Origin of the sequence: Sphingobium yanoikuyae (assembly GCF_034424525.1) — a bacterium.
GTDB lineage: Bacteria > Pseudomonadota > Alphaproteobacteria > Sphingomonadales > Sphingomonadaceae > Sphingobium > Sphingobium yanoikuyae.
Genome location: NZ_CP139979.1, coordinates 4,699,005 through 4,717,183, shown reverse-complemented (window position 1 = coordinate 4,717,183; position 18,179 = coordinate 4,699,005). Strand labels below are relative to the sequence as shown.

The 18,179-nt window shown below is 58.8% G+C and carries 22 protein-coding genes; 5 read left to right on the top strand and 17 right to left on the bottom strand.

Features of this window, described 5'->3' with window-relative positions; translation table 11 throughout:
* The 3 genes from U0025_RS21925 to U0025_RS21915 form a co-directional block, all read right to left on the bottom strand.
* Complete coding sequence (locus U0025_RS21925) at positions 1 to 1,725, bottom strand: asparagine synthase-related protein (RefSeq protein WP_004209711.1); 1,725 nt, start codon at positions 1,723 to 1,725, stop codon at positions 1 to 3.
* Positions 1,722 to 2,360 carry a lasso peptide biosynthesis B2 protein gene (locus U0025_RS21920; protein ID WP_004209710.1) on the bottom strand — a complete coding sequence of 213 codons (639 nt, stop codon included), beginning with the start codon at positions 2,358 to 2,360 and terminating at the stop codon, positions 1,722 to 1,724. Before U0025_RS21920 ends, U0025_RS21925 begins: the two co-directional genes overlap by 4 nt.
* A gap of 65 nt (positions 2,361 to 2,425) precedes the next feature.
* A complete protein-coding gene (locus U0025_RS21915) occupies positions 2,426 to 2,563 on the bottom strand; it encodes a benenodin family lasso peptide (RefSeq protein WP_004209709.1) in 138 nt (45 codons plus the stop codon).
* A gap of 846 nt (positions 2,564 to 3,409) precedes the next feature.
* Between U0025_RS21915 and U0025_RS21910 the strand changes: the two genes are divergently transcribed.
* From U0025_RS21910 to U0025_RS21895, 4 genes are all read left to right on the top strand, one after another.
* The gene (locus tag U0025_RS21910; protein ID WP_004209708.1) at positions 3,410 to 3,616 is read left to right on the top strand and encodes a cold-shock protein; all 207 of its coding nucleotides are present in this window, start codon (positions 3,410 to 3,412) and stop codon (positions 3,614 to 3,616) included.
* A 442-nt stretch (positions 3,617 to 4,058) separates the two neighbouring features.
* Positions 4,059 to 4,265 carry a hypothetical protein gene (locus U0025_RS21905; RefSeq protein ID WP_004209707.1) on the top strand — a complete coding sequence of 69 codons (207 nt, stop codon included), beginning with the start codon at positions 4,059 to 4,061 and terminating at the stop codon, positions 4,263 to 4,265.
* Positions 4,249 to 4,482 (top strand): hypothetical protein, encoded by a 234-nt coding sequence (locus U0025_RS21900; RefSeq protein WP_080604487.1) that lies wholly within the window; start codon positions 4,249 to 4,251, stop codon positions 4,480 to 4,482. The genes U0025_RS21905 and U0025_RS21900 overlap by 17 nt, the downstream gene beginning before the upstream one ends.
* Positions 4,483 to 5,644: 1,162 nt before the next feature.
* On the top strand, positions 5,645 to 5,821 hold the full coding sequence (locus U0025_RS21895; protein WP_234415664.1) for a hypothetical protein: 177 nt from the start codon (positions 5,645 to 5,647) through the stop codon (positions 5,819 to 5,821).
* Positions 5,822 to 5,973: 152 nt separating this feature from the next.
* On the opposite strand, the gene U0025_RS21890 is transcribed toward U0025_RS21895, so the two are convergent.
* Positions 5,974 to 6,771, bottom strand: coding sequence for a spermine/spermidine synthase domain-containing protein (locus U0025_RS21890; protein ID WP_004209706.1), 798 nt, complete (start codon positions 6,769 to 6,771; stop codon positions 5,974 to 5,976).
* Positions 6,772 to 7,105: 334 nt separating this feature from the next.
* Between U0025_RS21890 and U0025_RS21885 the strand changes: the two genes are divergently transcribed.
* Positions 7,106 to 7,456 (top strand): response regulator, encoded by a 351-nt coding sequence (locus U0025_RS21885; protein WP_080604549.1) that lies wholly within the window; start codon positions 7,106 to 7,108, stop codon positions 7,454 to 7,456.
* Between the two features lie 133 nt (positions 7,457 to 7,589).
* On the opposite strand, the gene U0025_RS21880 is transcribed toward U0025_RS21885, so the two are convergent.
* From U0025_RS21880 to U0025_RS21825, 13 genes are all read right to left on the bottom strand, one after another.
* Positions 7,590 to 7,799, bottom strand: coding sequence for a DUF2274 domain-containing protein (locus U0025_RS21880; protein WP_004209704.1), 210 nt, complete (start codon positions 7,797 to 7,799; stop codon positions 7,590 to 7,592).
* Complete coding sequence (locus U0025_RS21875) at positions 7,799 to 9,067, bottom strand: TraB/TrbI/VirB10 family type IV secretion system protein (protein ID WP_004209703.1); 1,269 nt, start codon at positions 9,065 to 9,067, stop codon at positions 7,799 to 7,801. Before U0025_RS21875 ends, U0025_RS21880 begins: the two co-directional genes overlap by 1 nt.
* Complete coding sequence (trbG, locus tag U0025_RS21870) at positions 9,067 to 10,074, bottom strand: P-type conjugative transfer protein TrbG (RefSeq protein ID WP_004209701.1); 1,008 nt, start codon at positions 10,072 to 10,074, stop codon at positions 9,067 to 9,069. The genes U0025_RS21875 and trbG overlap by 1 nt, the downstream gene beginning before the upstream one ends.
* Positions 10,071 to 10,754: a conjugal transfer protein TrbF gene (gene trbF / locus U0025_RS21865; RefSeq protein ID WP_004209700.1), complete on the bottom strand. Its 684-nt coding sequence runs from the start codon at positions 10,752 to 10,754 to the stop codon at positions 10,071 to 10,073. The genes trbG and trbF overlap by 4 nt, the downstream gene beginning before the upstream one ends.
* Before the next feature lie 4 nt (positions 10,755 to 10,758).
* The gene (trbL, locus tag U0025_RS21860; protein WP_004209698.1) at positions 10,759 to 12,048 is read right to left on the bottom strand and encodes a P-type conjugative transfer protein TrbL; all 1,290 of its coding nucleotides are present in this window, start codon (positions 12,046 to 12,048) and stop codon (positions 10,759 to 10,761) included.
* Positions 12,045 to 12,218, bottom strand: coding sequence for a putative entry exclusion protein TrbK-alt (trbK-alt, locus tag U0025_RS26145; RefSeq protein WP_159078555.1), 174 nt, complete (start codon positions 12,216 to 12,218; stop codon positions 12,045 to 12,047). Before trbK-alt ends, trbL begins: the two co-directional genes overlap by 4 nt.
* A gap of 70 nt (positions 12,219 to 12,288) precedes the next feature.
* On the bottom strand, positions 12,289 to 12,975 hold the full coding sequence (gene trbJ / locus U0025_RS21855; RefSeq protein WP_004209697.1) for a P-type conjugative transfer protein TrbJ: 687 nt from the start codon (positions 12,973 to 12,975) through the stop codon (positions 12,289 to 12,291).
* The gene (trbE, locus tag U0025_RS21850; protein WP_004209696.1) at positions 12,972 to 15,458 is read right to left on the bottom strand and encodes a conjugal transfer protein TrbE; all 2,487 of its coding nucleotides are present in this window, start codon (positions 15,456 to 15,458) and stop codon (positions 12,972 to 12,974) included. The genes trbJ and trbE overlap by 4 nt, the downstream gene beginning before the upstream one ends.
* Positions 15,455 to 15,724: a VirB3 family type IV secretion system protein gene (locus U0025_RS21845; protein ID WP_004209694.1), complete on the bottom strand. Its 270-nt coding sequence runs from the start codon at positions 15,722 to 15,724 to the stop codon at positions 15,455 to 15,457. Before U0025_RS21845 ends, trbE begins: the two co-directional genes overlap by 4 nt.
* The gene (locus U0025_RS21840; RefSeq protein WP_004209692.1) at positions 15,724 to 16,059 is read right to left on the bottom strand and encodes a TrbC/VirB2 family type IV secretion system protein; all 336 of its coding nucleotides are present in this window, start codon (positions 16,057 to 16,059) and stop codon (positions 15,724 to 15,726) included. Before U0025_RS21840 ends, U0025_RS21845 begins: the two co-directional genes overlap by 1 nt.
* Entirely contained in the window at positions 16,056 to 17,042 is a 987-nt protein-coding gene (gene trbB / locus U0025_RS21835) for a P-type conjugative transfer ATPase TrbB (RefSeq protein WP_004209691.1), read from the bottom strand. The genes U0025_RS21840 and trbB overlap by 4 nt, the downstream gene beginning before the upstream one ends.
* Before the next feature lie 231 nt (positions 17,043 to 17,273).
* Entirely contained in the window at positions 17,274 to 17,450 is a 177-nt protein-coding gene (locus U0025_RS21830) for a DUF6961 family protein (protein ID WP_170978466.1), read from the bottom strand.
* A gap of 8 nt (positions 17,451 to 17,458) precedes the next feature.
* Complete coding sequence (locus tag U0025_RS21825) at positions 17,459 to 18,103, bottom strand: SOS response-associated peptidase (protein WP_080604484.1); 645 nt, start codon at positions 18,101 to 18,103, stop codon at positions 17,459 to 17,461.
* Between the last annotated feature and the right edge of the window lie 76 nt (positions 18,104 to 18,179).

Below are 18,179 nucleotides of genomic sequence, written 5' to 3'. Positions count from 1 at the left end.
CTAGCCGGCCCACTGGCGAGCCCAGCTTTCCACCCCGGCAAGACCAAGCAGGCGGCGGGCATGCGTTCGGTCATAGGCCGGTCTGCCGGACGGCGCATCCGGCGGGGGCACAGCGCATATGAGGTCATGCTCAGCGAGGAAGCCGGACTTGAGGAAGGACAATATCTTGCGCTCATTGTCCCAATAATATCGGTCGAGAAAGCCCGCCGGCCCGCCTTTGGTCCGGCGGGCGGTAATGGCAGGCGGCAGATCGGAGGAAAAGGCGCGGCGCGCCATGGAGCGATCGATCCCGCCTTCCACCCATTGCCAGCTGGGTATGCCCAGGCAGACCTCCATGACCGACTGGGCCAATAACGGCGCGATTGTCGGTGGCTGGACGCGCCGGTCATGGAAGCCTTCATAGCCTACAGCTCGGGATAATGCGCGAATGTGCGCGGCTGCGCCGGGTGCGAGGCCCTCGGGCGGTGTCAGCCAAGGATGGATAGCGATCCTCTCCTTCGCCGCATTCAATCTTTCGATGTTGAGAAAGCCAGGAGTGCCTTGCGCTGCTTTGCGCGGACCACGTGCGAGATGCCGCAAGATATGAACCAGAATGGTGGCATAGGAAGCGTCGTGCAATCTCGAAACATCCTGCATCGAGGCGATAACAGCCTTGGCGCCCGCTGCGTCCAGATAGCGATCGAAGATCGGCACAATCGAATGTGTCATTCCAAAGACATTATCCCCGCCATGGCCCGTGAAGAACGCCGCAATATTATGTTGTGCTGCAACCATGGCCTGGGCCTTGGCAGTGCTTTGGGCATAATGGGCCATCAGCGGACGCGCAGCATGTGCGACAATGGGCTGCTCAACATCAATGGCACCCAGGTCATAAGGAAAGATGTCGAGCGGCATGTCGAGCGCTTGAGCAACAAGCTGCGCATAGGACGTCTCATCACCCTCGCGGTCGGTCCATCTCATGTGGAAGCCCCGAGGCGAAGAAGTTGCCCCGGCGAGTCCTGCGCAGACGATCGAAGAATCCAGTCCACCCGACATGCCCGACGAGATCGAGGCGAACTCACCAGCCCAAGTTTTGATCGCGTCAAGAACGGTGGCGCGCAGATGTTCGATCGAGGCAGGGCCAAGGCGCGCACGACCGGCTATATAGTCCCAAGGTTGCCAGAGAAGGTCCGAGCGCTGCTTTGACGGCCCGATGTGTAGCCGCCCGCCCGGCACAATTTCCCGCACTCCGCAGAGGCATGTTTGTTCGCCAGCGTGGAACGGATGCCACATGTGGACAAGCAGCGCGTCCAGGTCGACAGATATTCCATCTGATGCCGCGAAGGGAGATGTGCCTACCTGAGGCGCAATTACGATGCCCTCGTCAATCTCTCTCCAAAAAGCCGGCAGACCACCGGAGGGATCGCGGATTATGACGATGTCGCCGCCAGCAATCTGGAAGATGGCGACATAACTACCCCAATAATCGCGTATCAGACTTTGCCCATGGGTTATGATGGCCGCATTGGTCTCGGCCGCGTCGAGCTCTTTGATCCGCCGACTGGGTAGTGCCTTCGTAAAGAGATGCCCGATTATCGCGCCCTGCGTGCCGATCATCACGACAGGGTCGGACGTCCAAAGACTGATAGGCACCGCGAGCGGCACCTTTGACATCTGGTCTGTCGCTGCACCTTCAGATCCGGCAGTCGCGCAGCGGACATAAGCCAGATAGCGCGACGCACTCATCTCGCCAGGATGGGTTCGAAAGCAGCGATCCGATCGACTCTGTCGGCCATCAGCCTGTCTTCGCACTGAACCCAACAATGCGCCGCGATCGGCAACTGTATGCCAATCACCAGGGTCGCCTGGTGTCCGAAGCGTCGCAACATCCGCGAAATGGCGATGCTGCGCGCAAGGCAGTGATTATCGAGCGGCAGAAACTGCCGCACGAGCTGAAATGCAGCGGCGACCATGGCTTCGCTGAAGATTGGCAGTGTCAACCGCGGCTTTCCTGCCCCCTCCTCGACGCGATCCAAGATGGTCCGCAGCGCGTCGCGACGGACCTGAATCACAGCAATGGACAATGCAACAAGTGCCACTGGTGCCAACAGCCAACCATGCCTGAACTTGATCAGATCCAGATGACTGCATGTCGGAGCTACGGGTGCCGCTGCGCATTCTGCGTCCATCGTGGCTGGATCGAGCAGTCCTGCTCGGACCAAGGCCGCAATGTCCTCAACGCTTGGCTTCATTGCGAGGAGGGCGGTCAGATGGTCTCTGGTTGGTCCGCGGACAAGCTGATATCGCCCGCTCGCAATATTGAGAATTACGGGCGTCTGTCCGATCAGGCAGGCATGTAAATCTCGTCCTATCTGTCGCATTGCCGTTTCCTTCCGCAAATCAAAAGGGCGCGCCGCTTTGAATGAGCGGCGCGCCCTTTCGACCTTCAGTCTTCGTCGGAAATGCCGGAAGCCTTGTACAGCGTGCCGTTGCCATCATCCTGGCCGATCAGCAGAACGCCGCGGGTGAGTTCGACTGCATCTCCCAAATCGACGATATCCTGCGAATGTGCATCACGTTCCATGGTCATTCTCCTTCAAATCAGCGACTCCATGTCGCAATTCGAAAGATTTCACGGAAACAATTCACCATCCATTTTATAATTACATTATAATCTATGAACAATTATCCCGATGCCACGGGGATGCGCTAATAGTGACCGAGCAGTGAGGGCGTGCGTTGGGCACAGGCACTGACCCCTTTAGCCTTTCAGCCTGGACATGCGGGCCAGTCGCCCGGTCACCATCCACAATTGACTTTGTGGAAGAAGGAGACTGTTGCGACATATCTTGTTGCACAAGATAAATTGCCCCCACTTTGATACCTATCTGGCCCTTCGCGGCCAGTGATTGCATATTTGTCTGAGGTCTCGATCAAAGCGGCAGACCTGCATTCTCCTCGCAACCCAAGGGGATTATCCCTTCGCTGCCATGCACCCATTCCGACGCTCGTCGACTGCTCTGCCGTGTCGTCAAACGGACATGCGAAATTGCAGCAAATCTTCGATAAAGTCCCATATTCGCCATGCTCAAGAATGAGAGCGGCAACAGATTCAGTGGGGAATGCGGTTTCTTCAGAACCATTTTGGAGACACATCCATAGTGCCTGAAATATAACTGGAAACGTCCGTAGCGATAATTATAATAATCATTATTGCCCGATAGCAGTGAAATTTATATCGGAAATTCCTTATTTCAACCAATATTAAATTGTTCGTTTGACATTTCCAAAATATAATATATTTTCAATAGTGCTTAACGTCGCCTGCGACGAAATTTGCATCCTATTTGGGTGTCGTTTCCTTACTTGCGCTATCAGCTTCACCTGCAATTCCGCGGGTGGATTCTCTGTTTTCGTGAAGGGAACGCCCATGCCTATCGGCACCGTAAAATTCTTTAATTCTGACAAGGGGTACGGCTTCCTCGCCCCCGAGGACGGCGGTCCGGACAGTTTTGTCCATATTTCTGCCGTAGAGCGTGCGGGAATGATAACGCTCCATAAGGATCAGCGTCTGAGCTACGAAGTCGAAGCAGATCGACGGGGCAAGCAGTCGGCCGTGAACCTGGAAGCCGCGTAAATTACGAAGTCGAGTTTCTATTTTACACTGCCAGCGCGGCATTGCGTCGCGCTGGCTTGCCGTCTTGTCTTTGCTTAAACATCGGATAGCGGTTAAGTATCACATAATTGCCCTAAATATGGGCAATTGCCCCCGGCCAAGTGACAGCGGCCTAATGCTCCGGCTTTTTTTCTTTTGCCTTATGTGCCGGCGAAAGACGTCGTTGAGCGAGACTTTTTCATTACATCACACGCCAAGATGCGTGTTTCAGGAATATCATGAATCTCAGTATCCGTTCGAATATGGCTCATGCCAAATTATCGCCCGCGACTGGCAAAACGCCGCGTTCATTTTACCAAAACGTCCCTTTGGGCACTCTGCCCGTGCGCGAATTGCGCAGGGCTGTCGCTGAAATGATCGATTGACGTCCGTCGCAACGACATCCAACTCGCAGGAGATCGACATGCCCGCCACGATCGACTTCTACCTGGCCCGCGTCGCACAATGTGACAAAGAGGCGCAGGAAACCAATCTGGCGAATGTGAAAGAGCGCTGCCTGCGGTCAAAAGCTGCATGGCAGATCATGTCTGATCGCGCTTTGCTGGTCCAGATCGACCGCAAAAGACAAGCGCTGGACAAGATGCGAAAAAAGGATGAGCATCTTGATTAAGCGGGCTGGAAGACGGTTCGACGGTCCATATCTATCTTCGGATCAGATCGAGCGCCAAGGGCATATTCTTGAACTTGCCATAGCCCGATTGGGCTCTCAGGCCGCCATCGCATTTCTGAACGGCGAAGAGCCCGGCCTCGGCGGCCGACCACTAGACATCGCGGTAAAAAGCTCTTCGGGGCTTGAGGCGGTAAAGCGAATTCTCGAAGAACTCTGATAGATATTGTCAGATTTATCATTGATGCTTTTGCGCTTAAGCATCCGCGCATCGTTGCCCGATGGCCAAGGGTTGGGTCACGAACAGCGCAAGGTCGCGCTGATGAATATGCGGAACCCGACCATAAGCCAACAAGCTTGGGATGCAGTCCAGCACCGTCATCTCCACTGTCAAGGCGATGGGTATGAAGGCAGTTCCATTGGGCCGGCGTCAAAACAGGCGTGGATGGGCAGGGGAAGGCAGCCCGCCAGGCCATCCATGGTCATGAGCGGGCGCTGCATTTGCTGTCAGCGCCAGGTGAGCGAGCGCATTTCTTGGTTGCCAACCAATTATGCCGAATTCTCGAACAGAGTGGAGGAGCAGCATATTGGATGATGGGGACGATCTGAAGATCGGTGAATTATGAAAATCTATAAAACGTCTTATGATGTTAAATAGATATCAAAGTGAATATGGTATAATATGATTATTTTTAAAATAATTAAGAGCGTTCTACATATTTGATCTCAAATATCATGCATTATATTTTATAAAATATCGTTGCTATGTCGATCCAATAATTCTTAAGGTTTTTCATGTGATTTATAAATTAAATCATGGACTTTGAGAATATTATTTGATAAACACAATTATTGCGCGAAATTTGCTGCAAGCATTCGCCGTGACAGAGAGACCAACGTGCTCCCGCTTGCCAGCTGAGGGAGCCCATCTGTGGAAGATCTAAATTATTTGCTCAAGCGCGAGCAGGAAGAGTTGCTGCGTGCCCAAAGCGCGCATTGCCGCGCTGCATCCCATGCGCATCAGCGTTTGGCCAACCGTTATGCGCAGCGCATTCGAGAACATGTGCACCCCTATCGATCAGAGCGTCCCGATGGTTCAGCCCCTTTCGCTTTGAATGACCAGCGGGATGGTCGGATATGAGCAGGGCCATAAACATCATGGAGTCAGCCGACTCCGTGCGGCTGGTGTGTCAAAAAAACGGCTTCAGGATTTCGGTTCTCGAGGCGCTTGACTCCGGTGGCGTGCGGATCGTTCTGCTTGACCCACGGGATGCCGATGCGCTTCGCGCTTTGATGAAGGGTAAGCTGATCGAAGGATCTGTCACACGCTCCCGATCGCATGTGGCCCGTCACCATCCGCCGTCAGCACGATGAATATGGCCATGGGTCGGTTCGACTATCTTAACCGCCGGAGATTGGCCGAGTTAAAGCATGCTGAGCTTGCGGAGAATCCTGCGATCAGAGCAAGGCACGAGGATTTGGCTCGTGCCTATGCGAAGATCATTTCCGTGTTGCAACGCGAAGAGGCTTCAACGCCTCTACAGCAGTGGCAATTCTGAACTAACCCGGCCAAGTGCCATCACGACAACTCAAATGTGAGTCTCCGGTTTACTGACCTGAGAACGACGATGCCTGCCAAGCCCGGTCGCGCGCTGTCGCGAATGGAAGCCTGGCAGGCTTGGTCTCATGCTTGCAAAGCTGGTACGGACTGTCAGGCCCCGGCCTTGGCGGCGAACCAGATATTGTGCCAGCGTTCGGCGCTGCCGCTAAAGGCTGGCAGCAAAATCTCATCCAGACAGAATCCGGCCTGCTCCAGCCTTTCGGCAAATGCGTCATCGCTGTAGGCTGACCATATCGACAGTAGGCCGCCCGGTTTCAGTGCCGCATAGGCCATTTCCAAGCCGTCGGTCGAATAAAGCCTGTCGTTGCTTTTTCTGATGAAACCGTCTGGACCATTATCGACGTCGAGCAGAATGGCATCGAAGCGATCCTTCTCATGGGTAATGACATCAAACACGTCGGCCAATTGAATTCTGACTCGCGGATCTGTCAGATTGGTACCGAACAAGTGCATCAGAGGTCCGTTAGCCCAGCTTATGATTTTGGGCACGAGCTCGGCAACCGTGATGGTCGCGCTTTGTGACCAGGCGTCGAGCGCAGCCGCGAGCGTGAAGCCCATGCCGAGGCCGCCAATCAAAATATTGCCATCGCGCTGAGCAAGACGCTCTTGGGTCAGCCTTGCGAGAGCCTTTTCGGATTCATGATCCCGGCTGCCCATCAACTCATCATCGCCGAACTGGATCGAGAACTCTGTCCCACACTGGAGGAGGTGAAGCTGGCCACCGCCCGGAATATCGGCAATATCGACCGTAATTATCGGGAGGCTTTTGTCCGATCCTGCCCCGTTTTCCTGTACTCCTTTCCTTTCTGGGGATGCGCCTCTGCCATTCCAGGCGTCATTGGAGGCAGGGGGCGACGACCGCGCAATGCGCGTTCCGCTATAGTTCATGGAATTCCTGTCGCGTTCTGGATCAAGCGCGCCGTAAACCGAAGTGGCGTCGATTACGCGGTGACACCGAACCATGCCTGCCTTTTGGAGGCATGGCAAGGAAGGCTATACCGCACGGTGTAGCCTTGGAGACTGCGATTTGGCGGGAAATAGCCAATGCGTCTCGACCAACAATATAGGGGCACCACAATTAGTCGCTGAAATATAAAATGAATTTCGGAACTTAATCCATATCAATCCGCTTACAGCCTATCGGTGACATGTTCGGCGCATCACCGACTGAGAGACATTGTGCTCCCGCTGCAAGGGAGAACATATGCTATCAGGATTCTGCGTGCTGATCGTCGAGGATGATCCGCTTATTGCAATGGCGCTTTGCGAAAATGTAGAAGCCGTAGGCGGTACAGTTGCCGGGCCGTTTTCAGCCGTCAGTGAAGCCGTCAATTTCCTTACCCAGGCCAAGATTGACGCTGCCATCGTTGACGCAAATCTCCGGGATCGCGATGTGACGCCTCTAGCACTTTTGCTGATAGAAAGCGCAATACCGTTCCTAGTGTACAGCGCTGCCGGACTTCCTCCAGAACTGCAAGCGCGGCATCCTCACTTGCCGCTTGTTATGAAGCCTGGCCAACCGGTCGAAAGGCTCAGGTCACTGCTTGGAGACAGTGCAAATGGCGCATCCTGATGCTCACACCTCCCATCATCGGTTGCGGCAGGGACAAAGTGAGAGTCTGATTGCTGGACAGTAACCTGCTGCACCAGACTCATTTCTTGGGATTATTTTATCACGCAGAAGTTTGTCGAAGGCCGTTTGGGCATCATCCTCTTCTGAAACCCCGATCACTGGCCATGAAACGCTCCAGCATCGGGCCGATCAACCGCTCAATTGCCATGGGATGGGTCAGTCCTGTGTCGCTAGCGTGGATGCGCGCATAAGCCGTCAGATCCCGATGTACCGCAGCGGAAAGTTCGACCGAGATTTTGACTGGCTTATCATCCTCGATCGGTCCTAGCTTGAGTTTGACCATCACTTCTGCCCTTCCCATGGTTCCAATATGATGTCTCGCTTCACCATCACGCGCAGAGGATGGCCAGGTCTGATGGTGAGTGTCGGAGGAATCGTCAGTTGCCGCCCGATGATCTGTCGGCCTGCCTGACTGATGCTGTCCTGCGTGCCATATCGCAGCGCTCGCACGAGACTTCCGTCATCGTCGGCCATAACCTCGGTCCCCATGTTCAACAGGGTCGAGATGAATGCTGCGCCGAGCAAGCCGGCCCAATGATTGTCCACACCATCCTGCAGGCCCGACCTGCCGGACTGATCGGCGCCCTGAAGCCGGTCGAGCAGAATCGAACGGCTGTCGGGAAAAATCAGGCGGTCCCAGGCGATCAATATCCTCTGCTGTCCCGCTGCGGTCGCACTATCATATTCGCCGATCAGCCGAGACCCTTGCGGGATGAGCAGGATCTGGCCCGACGGGCTATCATAAACATTTTCCGTCACCTGCGCGGTGATAAGGCCGGGAAGATCGGATCGGATGCCTGTGATCAGCGCAGCGGGGATGACATTGCCCGCCTGCACGACATAGGGCGATGCCGAGTTCGCAACGCGCTGTGTGCTTGCCTCGGCGATAGCGACCGGCGCCAGAAACGTGCGCCTATTCGTATCGGTGGTTCGGGACTGGAGGGGCTGGCTTTCAGCTTCTGCCCTCGGATCCCGGGGCGCTCTGGCCTCCGCTGGCAGCACCCCGTCCGGTTCCTTCGCCCTTGCAACCGTCGGCGCTGAGGCAAGAAACAATCTGCTCGATAGCGCGGCCTCACGCATGCTCCTCTGGCGCTCTCGCTCTTGCTGGCGCGCCGTCAGGCGCTCATCGCTGGGTGGCGAGCGGCCGGGGTTCGTCAGACTTGGCTGTTGTTCCGCTTCAAGCAGCGGCTGTCCCGGGACGTCGGTCAATGGCGTCCCCAATTTGGGAATTTTGGAATAGTCGTCGGGTGCTGAGGCAATGGTTTCGGCTTTGATGCGGCCGTGCGAGACCGGTATGTTTTCGACGCGCTCGATCGTCTTTGGCCGCAGGGCATAGATCAATGTTCCGGCAATGCAGATGCAACTGACGGCCGCCAGAAGCCCGATCGCTTTCCGGGACAGACGCATGGCCGGCGGCGAGGCCGCCCGCAACGCAACCGCCTCAGAATTTTTGCCTTTTGATACATTGGCGGGCGGGATGTCGTCGTTATCGATCCCGACTTGGTCCTCGACCTTATCGGCCGGCTTGCTGCTATTTTCTGCGCTGCTCATTATCGGCTTGCCCGATGAACTGGCTTCGGGTCGATCCGTTCGATGCGCACCAGCTTGCTGGTTTTCTTGTCCCCAAGCCTCAGTTCCGCTGCGCTGAAAAGGCGATCGACGATCATGAAGTGCCCCTGCACGCGGTAATTAACGAGCTCGGCCGATCCTGATGCACCCGTGACAAAAAGCGGTGGCATTTCGCCGGTCGCGATGTCCGAGGGAAACTCGATCAAGACCTGACGGCCATCGTCAAACGCACGCAGCGGGCGCCAGGCAGGCAGATCCCCGTTTATCTGGTAACGGAAGTTCAGGGATGCCAGATCCAAGCCCGTCGCGACCGGCGCATTGCGGCTTTCCTGCGCCGCTGCAGCTTTCAATGCGAACAGCGCATCCTGTGGATAAGTCCAGGACACCGATGCCATGTAGGTCGATGGCGTCCCCTTCAGTTCGAGATGGTAGGTGCGTCTGTTCGTGTTGATGATGAGGTTGGTGGCGATATCGCCTCTCGTCGGCTTCACCAGCACATGAACGCGCAGCGAAGAACCACTCCCGCTTACGGTGTCCCCGATGATCCAGCGTACAGTGTCGCCGGCGGCGATCGGACCGGCGCCTACAAGCTCCTCGCCTTCCTGTAGCATGATGTCGGTAACTTGCCCGGGCGCAGCATAGACCTGATAGAGCGCGCCATCTGCAAACGCATAGCGCTGCATAGCATTCACATAATCGCCCTGACTGGGCTGGATACGAGCCGCTGCGTTGGCTGATTTCACATCCCGCTGGGGCGCAGCCGGCAGCGCCCGGACCGCATGCGGCACAGGCTTGAGCTGCCCCGGCAGCGGCATGGGAACCGGAAGTGGCACGACTTTGATTGTGGCGTTGTTGGAGGAGTGCTTTGCCGCTGCCATTTCTCCGCTGTCCTGCGCATATGCAGGCGCAATCGACAGAGGCGCGACCATGAACGCGACCAGCAAGGGGACGGCACTGCCGGCAACCAGGGAGGGGCGAGGGTTTGTCACTGTCCGAACTCCTTTGACCAGTTGAGGGCATCGACGAAGATTCCGAGCGGGTTTCTGGTGAGGATGTCCTCGGATTGAGGAGGCTGGAGCGCCACGGTCAGGATTGCCGACCATCGGCTGGTGTCGCTCAATATGCCCTGCTCATAGCGTCGTTCGACCCAGGCGATCCTGAAGCTGTCGTCCGAGGCGCGGATGACGCTCGATATGTCGACTGCCACCTGAATTCGCCCGACCTTGGTGAAAGGATCATCGCGCCGCACATATTCGCTCAGTGCTGCCGCCCCCCTGTCGGTCGTGAAGTCATAGGCGCGCAGCCAGTTCTGACGCAGGATGATGGGATCCGTCGGCAGGCTTCTGACCTGCTCGACAAAGCGGGCAAGATGAAAGGCGATCTGGGGATCCGTCGGGCGATAGTCGCGCGTTGCGGGTGCCACCGCCTGCGCTTGGCCAAGCTTGTCGACCTCGACGATCCAGGGCGTCACGGTTCCGCGCGCCATTTGCCACAGCAGCCCGATGCTCATCGTCGTCGAGAGAGCGAGGCTGGCGAAGAAAGCCAGGCGCCAGTTGCGCGCCTGCACGCGTGACGAACCAATCCGGTCATCCCAGACCTGAGCGGCCCGCTGATATGGGGTCACTGCTTCGGGCGACTTTCCATAATGGACCGATGTTCGCTGGAACATGATGTCAGTTCCTTTCGCTGATATCCGGGCCGGCGCCGCCACCATGGCTGTCGCCGCTTTTGAGCGTCTGGCTGGCGACTGTGGCGCCGTGGCTGATCATCTGGCGCCGCTTCATAGCCGTGGCCCAATGCGGCACATGGCCGGCGCCCTCCTGGGCGATCGCGCCTGAAGGCTGTCCTGTGGCGCCTGAACGTCCTTGGGCAAAACCGTCCTTGAGGCCGGCGGCGCTGTTGCGCAGCGGCGAGGTCAGCGATGCCGCAGCGCTCTTTGCAACCTCTGCCAGACCACCGCCCACCGCGGACGCGCCGGATTTCCCGCTGGCGCCGGCTGAATAGGCCCGCGTTGCGGCGCCAGCGATCCGGGCGCCGCTCGCTGCCGCGCTGCCTGCCGCGCTTCCGATGGCGCCGGCTGCCAGCCTTCCACCCGCGCCGCCAGCTGCCAGGGTCGCCGCCGCTGCGACCGCCGTACCCGCTGCGCTCCCGGCGCCAAGCTGCGGACCGCCCGAGACGATCCCATTGGCTATGCCGGGACCGAAAATGCCCAGCCCCAGGAGCGTCAATGCAGCAAGGGCTATCGACATCACCTGTGCAAGGTCCGGTTCGGCGGGGATGCCAGCGGTCGTAAAGCGTGCGAACAAGCTCGTTCCGATCCCGGTTATCACCGCAAGGACAAGCAGTTTGATCCCGGACGAGATCACATGCGCAAGCACGCGCTCGGCCATGAAAGCAGTTCGACCAAAGAAGGCGAAGGGGAGCAGGACAAAGCCCGCGAGCGTCACCAGCTTGAACTCCACGATCGTCACGAAAATCTGGATCGCGAGGATGAAGAAGGCGAGCACGACGATCAGCCAGGCAAGGAGCAGGATCATGATCTGGACGAAGTTGGTGAAGAGACCGACCGGACCCAACAGGTCGGCCGTCGCATCGAGCAGCGGCGCGCCAGCATCGAGGCCAGTGGCGGCGACCGTACCGGGTTTCAGAAAATCGCCGATCGCAAGTCCGCTTCCCGAAGCCTTGAGCCCTAATCCCGCAAAACTCTGGAACAGGATCGTCGCAAGCGTTGAGAAATTGCCGATGATGAAGGCGAACAGGCCGATATAGAGCGTCTTGCGGACAAGGCGCTGGAGGATATCCTCGTCGGCGCCCCACGCCCAGAAGAGGGCGGCAAGCGTCACATCGATGGCGATGAGACTGGAGGAGAGGAAGCCGACCTCACCACCCAGCAAGCCGAAACCGCTGTCGATATAGGTGGTGAAGACGAGGAGGAACTCGTCGATGACGCCTGTGTCGGTCATCGCGGGCGATCCGACGCAAAGAAGCGGCGTCGCCTCTCTTCCCAGATCGCCAGGCATGCTGCGTCCGGCTGCGCGACCGTGCGGCACTGGGGCGGGATCGGCGCGGCAGGAGCATTGGCCTCCTGTGGACGGACCGTGGCTGATGTTTCGGCCGCTCGGTCGCGCGCCATGACCATTGTCAGCGCAACGATCATTCCCGCGGCAGCGCAGCATAATATGGCGATGCCCGGCCGCCGCATGTCAATTGCCTCGGAACCGACGGAAACGCTCGCGCGACTCCGCTTCGACCGCCGCCTGCTGCGCGGCCGCCAGCGCCTGAGCCCGGCCTTGTGCCGCAGATATTGCCGTCAGATCGGCAAGCTGCTGAGCCTGGAGCGCCAACATCTGGTTTCCTGCTTGCGCGACCTGCAAGGCACCGGTTGCTGATTGGCTCGCCACCATCAAGCGCTCCATGCTCGACTGCGCGCCATCAAGATTGCCGACCACGCCGGCCTGTACGCGCATGGCATCCTGCAACGCGTCGACGCTATCGTGCCAGCGAGCGTCGGCATTCGCGACCATCTGGGCAGCATCGCCGCGCAGCGCGGCGCCCGAGTAGCGGGTCGCAAAGACATTCTGGACGTCCTGCACATCATAAGCGATGCGCTGCGCACTCGCGAGCAGGCGACGGGTCTGGCCTATTTGTGCCTGGAGTGTCGACAATGTCGAAAGCGGAAGGCTCGTCAGATTCCTTGCCTCATTAAGAAGCGATGTGGCCTGGTTCTGAATCTGCTGAATCTGATTGTTGATCTGCTGAAGTGCCCGGGACGCCTGCAGGACGTTGGAGGCATAGTTGGTCGGATCATAGACCACCAGAGCATGCGCAGCCGGCGGGATCATGATTGCCATCGGCGCCATCAGAGCGATCAGGACAAAGCGCTTCTTCATTGCGGAGGCTCCTCGTCATGGGGAGGGATCTGCGGATCAGGATCCACCGGTGGCGCAATATCGATGTGCGCGAGAAGGTCTGCCGCCCAGTCCAGGCCCCTTTTTGTCAGCCATCTGGAGGCAAACTGCTCCCGTCCGACCAGATCGAGGATGTCGCTGATCGAGCGATGATCCTGCTTGGAAGAGACGGCGGTGAAGGCGAGTGCGACCTCACCCAGACCGAGCTCGAACAGGCGATTGCCGCGCCGGGACTGGCAATAATAGTCGCGCTTGGGCGTCGCCCTGCTCAATATCTCGATCTGGCGATCATTGAGGCCGAAGCGAGAATATATCTGCGTGATCTGCGGCTCTAGGGCGCGCTCATTGGGCAGGAAGATACGGGTTGGGCAGCTCTCGATAATGGCCGGCGCAATCGCGGAGCCATCAATGTCCGAAAGACTCTGGGTGGCAAACACCACGCTCGCATTCTTCTTGCGCAAGGTCTTGAGCCATTCGCGCAGTTGCTCGGCAAATTGCGGATGATCGAGCACCAGCCAGCCTTCATCGATCAGGATGAGGGTCGGACGACCATCGAGATGCGATTCGATCCTGTGGAAAAGATAGGCCAGCACGGGCGCTGCGGCAGAGGAGCCGACCAGACCTTCGATCTCGAAAGCCTGGACCGATGCCGATCCCAGATTTTCGCTTTCTCCATCGAGATAATTGCCCCAGGAGCCTCCCTCGCAATAGGGGATCAATGCTTGTTTGAGGCGCTGGGTCTGAAGGAGCGCTGCCAGACCCGACAGCGTGCGCTCGGCGATAGGGGCCGATGCCAGCGAATTGAGCGCCGTCCAGAGATGATCCTTGTCGGCCGGATCGAGCGCAATGCCTTCCGTTCCAAGAAGAGCAGCAATCCATTGCGCAGCCCAGCTTCGTTCAGCCGGCTGGTCGATCCGAGCCAGTGGCTGAAGCGCAATCCTTGGGCTGGCTTCCTGACCTGCATCAATTTGGCCCCCTAGATCGCACCAGTCTCCGCCCATTGCTAAGATGGCGGCGCGGATCGACCCGCCAAAATCGAAGGCGAATATCTGGCTACCGGCATAGCGACGGAACTGCATGGCCATCATGGCGAGCAGTACCGATTTACCTGCGCCGGTAGGGCCGATGACGAGGGTGTGACCGACATCGCCGACATGAAGGGAGAGGCGAAAGGGTGTGGATCCCTCGGTCTTGCCATAGAGAAGCGCCGGACCATCGAGATGTTCGTCGCGCGCGGCGCCTGCCCACACCGCGGACAGCGGAATGAGGTGCGCAAGGTTGAGCGTGGTTATGGGAGGCCTGCGGACATTGGCGTAAACCTGGCCAGGCAGGCCACCCAGCCATGCCTCGACGGCATTGACGCGCTCGATCGAACAAGTGAAGTCACGCCCCTGGATCACCTTTTCCACAAGCCGCAGCTTGTGCGATGCCTCGGTCGGATCACGGTCCCATACCGTTACGCTCGCCGTTACATAGGCTATGCCAGCATGATCGGCGCCCAGCGCCTGGAGCGCCATGTCTGCATCAGCGGCCTTGTTCGCAGCGTCGCTGTCGAGCAGGACAGACTGCTCGTTCGTCATCACCTCCTTGAGGATTGCGGCAAGAGACTTGCGCTTGGCAAACCATTGCCGCCGGATTCGGGTCAGCAATCTGGTCGCATCATTCTTGTCGAGCATGATCGCTCTGGTCGACCAGCGATAGGCAAAGGCCTGCGCGTTAAGCTCGTCCAGGAGACCGGGGAAGGTCGACGTCGGAAACCCGGTGATGGTGAGGGTGCGCAGATGATGCTCGCCAAGGCGCGGCTCGAAACCGCCGGACAGGCCCTCATCGGCAAGAAGCGCATCGATATAGGCCGGTGTTTCGGGAACGCGAACCCGCTGGTGCCGGGTCGAAATGCAGCTGTGGAGGAAAGTCAGCGTCTCGCCATCTTTCAGCCATCGGGCTTCAGGCATGAAGCCGTCGAGCAGATGGATCAGCCGATCTGTCCGGTCGGCAAAATTTCGCAGGTGGGTCAGTGGGTCGAGTGCGCCTTTCACTTGCCCTTCGTAAAGCCAGGATTCCGCCCTCGAGATTTCCTCGGCCGGTGGCAGCCAGAGCAGGGTCAGATAATAGAAGCTCTCGAAATGGACGCCGGCCTCGCGAAACTGCGCGCGGCGCTCCATGTCCACTAGAGCCGATGCCCGGTCGCAGAACAGGCCTTGGGGATAGGCTTGCGCGGGCAGACGCTGCGCTTCCACGAACAGCGCCCAGCCTGATCCCAGGCGTCGCAGCGCATTGTTGATGCGCGCCGCGACGGCAACAAGTTCTGCGGGCGTCGAGCTGTCGAGATCCGGGCCGCGGAACCTGGCCGTACGCTGGAACGACCCATCCTTGTTGAGGACGATGCCCGGTGCCGCCAGCACCGCCCAGGGCAGGAAGTCTGCCAGGCAGGCCGACGTCGATCGATATTCCCGCAATGACATCATGGCTGCATCCATCCGGGATATTTGAGATGGCGGCGGGCCACCTCCACGAACTGTGCGTCGTTGCGCGTGGCCCAGACGGCGAGAAAATGGGCGATGGCCCACAGGGCGATGCCCAATATCCAGAGCCGAAGACCAAGTCCGACCGCACCTGCCAGCGTACCATTGACGATCGCCAGCGAGCGCGGCGCCCCGCCCAGCAATATCGGTTCGCCCAGCGCCCGATAGACAGGCGCATGGAAGCCGGGCGTGGTGTCATGGTCCTGCATCAGATGAGCGCCCCACCGCCGAAACTGAAGAAGGACAGGAAGAAGCTCGATGCTGCGAAGGCGATGGAGAGGCCGAAGACGATCTGGATCAGCCGCCTGAAGCCACCCGATGTGTCGCCAAAGGCGAGGCTGAGCCCCGTGACGATGATCACGATGACCGCGATGATCTTGGCAACCGGCCCCTCGATCGACTGAAGGATCGACTGGAGCGGTGCTTCCCATGGCATGGACGAGCCGCTGGCATTTGCTGGCGCCGCTATCAGCATCAAGGCGATGCAGGCTGCGGCGGGCATGGCACGCATCCGCGAAGCGTAGCGATTGAGGGGATGGGTCATGAATCTTCTCCTGAGCTGGAAGCATGAGAAATCAGGCGATAATTGCCGGTCGCGGAATCAAGGCCTGTCACCCAGGCCAGTTCGGTGAGGCGTCGGCCCTGGGCATTGCGATCAAGGACCGCGATGAGATTGACGGTTTCTGCGATGAGTGCGCTGGGCACCGTGGCGACCGCTTCCTGGATCAGCTGTTCGAGCCGGCGGAGCGCGCCGAGGGCGGAACCGGCATGAAGCGTCGCGATGCCGCCGGGATGGCCGGTTCCCCAGGCCTTGAGCAGATCGAGCGCCTCTGCCCCGCGTACTTCGCCAATGGGGATGCGGTCAGGGCGCAGACGCAAGGCCGAGCGCACCAGATCCTGCAGCGATGCTATGCCATCCCTCGTCCGCATGGCGACCAGATTGGGCGAGGCACATTGCAGCTCACGCATATCCTCGATGAGGACGACCCGATGCGGCGACTTGGCGATTTCGGCGAGAAGGGCATTGGCCAGCGTCGTCTTGCCCGACCCAGTGCCGCCCGCAATGATGATATTGGCACGGTCGGCAACAGCACGCCGCAGCACTGCCGCCTGTTCATGCGTGATCACCTGCGCTGCGACATAGTCGTCGATCGTGAAGATCGCGGTCGCTGGCTTGCGAATGGCGAAGGTCGGCGCCCTGACAATCGGTGGGAGCAGCCCCTCGAACCGCTCTCCCGTTATCGGCAGTTCTGCCGACACGCGCGGCGATCCTGAATGTGCGTCCACGCCGACATGATGGGCAATGAGGCGAATGATGCGTTCTGCATCCTCTTGTGCCAGCCTGATGGCGCTGTCGGACATGCCCTCGCCCAGCCGATCTACCCAGAGGTGACCGTCCGGATTGAGCATGACCTCGATGACGGCCGGATCCTGGAGCCACCGCCCGATATGAGGCCCCAAGGCGGTCTGCAGCATGCGCGCGCTGCGCTGGGGCTTTCTGACAGCTATTGTCGCGGTCTCAGACATGCTTTTTCCCATCTGATGGCGATGCCGGACCGCCGATGGGATGATTAAGAGACGCAGAAAATGGCGGGTTTCAACAGATGTCTGCGATCATGAAGCTGTGGCGAAGAAAGACAGGCGCTGGCGTAGGACGCTGATCGCACACGGCCCATATCGTCGACGATTCTTCGTGCCGGAGCCATTGGCGGCAGTTGATACCGGTTCGGCGGCTGGCCCCAAATGCGGCCAATCATGTCACTGGATGGTGCCGCCAGCGGCAAGAGCGTCAAGGCAGTCTGCGATCGCAAGCCAGCGCAGCACGCCAGCCTCATCCCCCGCAATGGCAAGGGCTTTCACGCGCCCTGCGATGAACTCCGCTGCTCCGGTGCCATATTGGCGATCAACGGCGAGAGCCGCGGCCCAACGTTCCATCTCCCGGGTCATAGGAGTGACGGAGCCTCGGCCACCGCCTTCTTCTTCACCCAGAGCTCGCTGGTGCGCGTCATCTCGATCAACGCATCGGGAAAGCAGCGGTCCTGAAATGACACCGCGTCATCAAATGAGCCGTGAAGCCACCGCTCATAATCTTCCGGCATGAGAAGCACCGGCATGCGATCATGCACAGGCCGGATGGCTTCGTTGCAATCGGTCATTACGCCCGAATAGACAGGCCCCCATTCATCGCTCACGCGCCAGAGCCCCGCCCATGCAAAGATCGGCTGTCCCTTCACATTGAACCAGGTCCGCGTCTTGGCGCCCTTCACGCCTTCCGCTTCCGCAAAGGCCGTCAGCGGGATGAGGCAGCGCCATTGCGGCTTGGCCGCCAGGCCTTTCCACATCGGCTTGGCGAGATCGGCAATATTGTTGACAGGCTTGGGCTTTGCCGTCGGGGCCATGCCCTTGAGGCGCAACGGGAAGCCCCAGGTCATCGACTGCATGATGCGCTGCCCGGCTTCCTCCCGGATCACGAGGCCCGGCGTGCCGGGATAGACCTCGTCACCGGCATTGGACATGACCGGGTTGGCGACGCCGAAATGGGCGGCCACCTCGGCAGCGCTCAGACGCTCGGTGTAGAGATTGCAGATGGCTGACCTCCTGTTCGAACGAAGCCGCTGGAGCAGCTGGTGATTCCAGCTTCATCCTATCATGGCGCGAGAGACG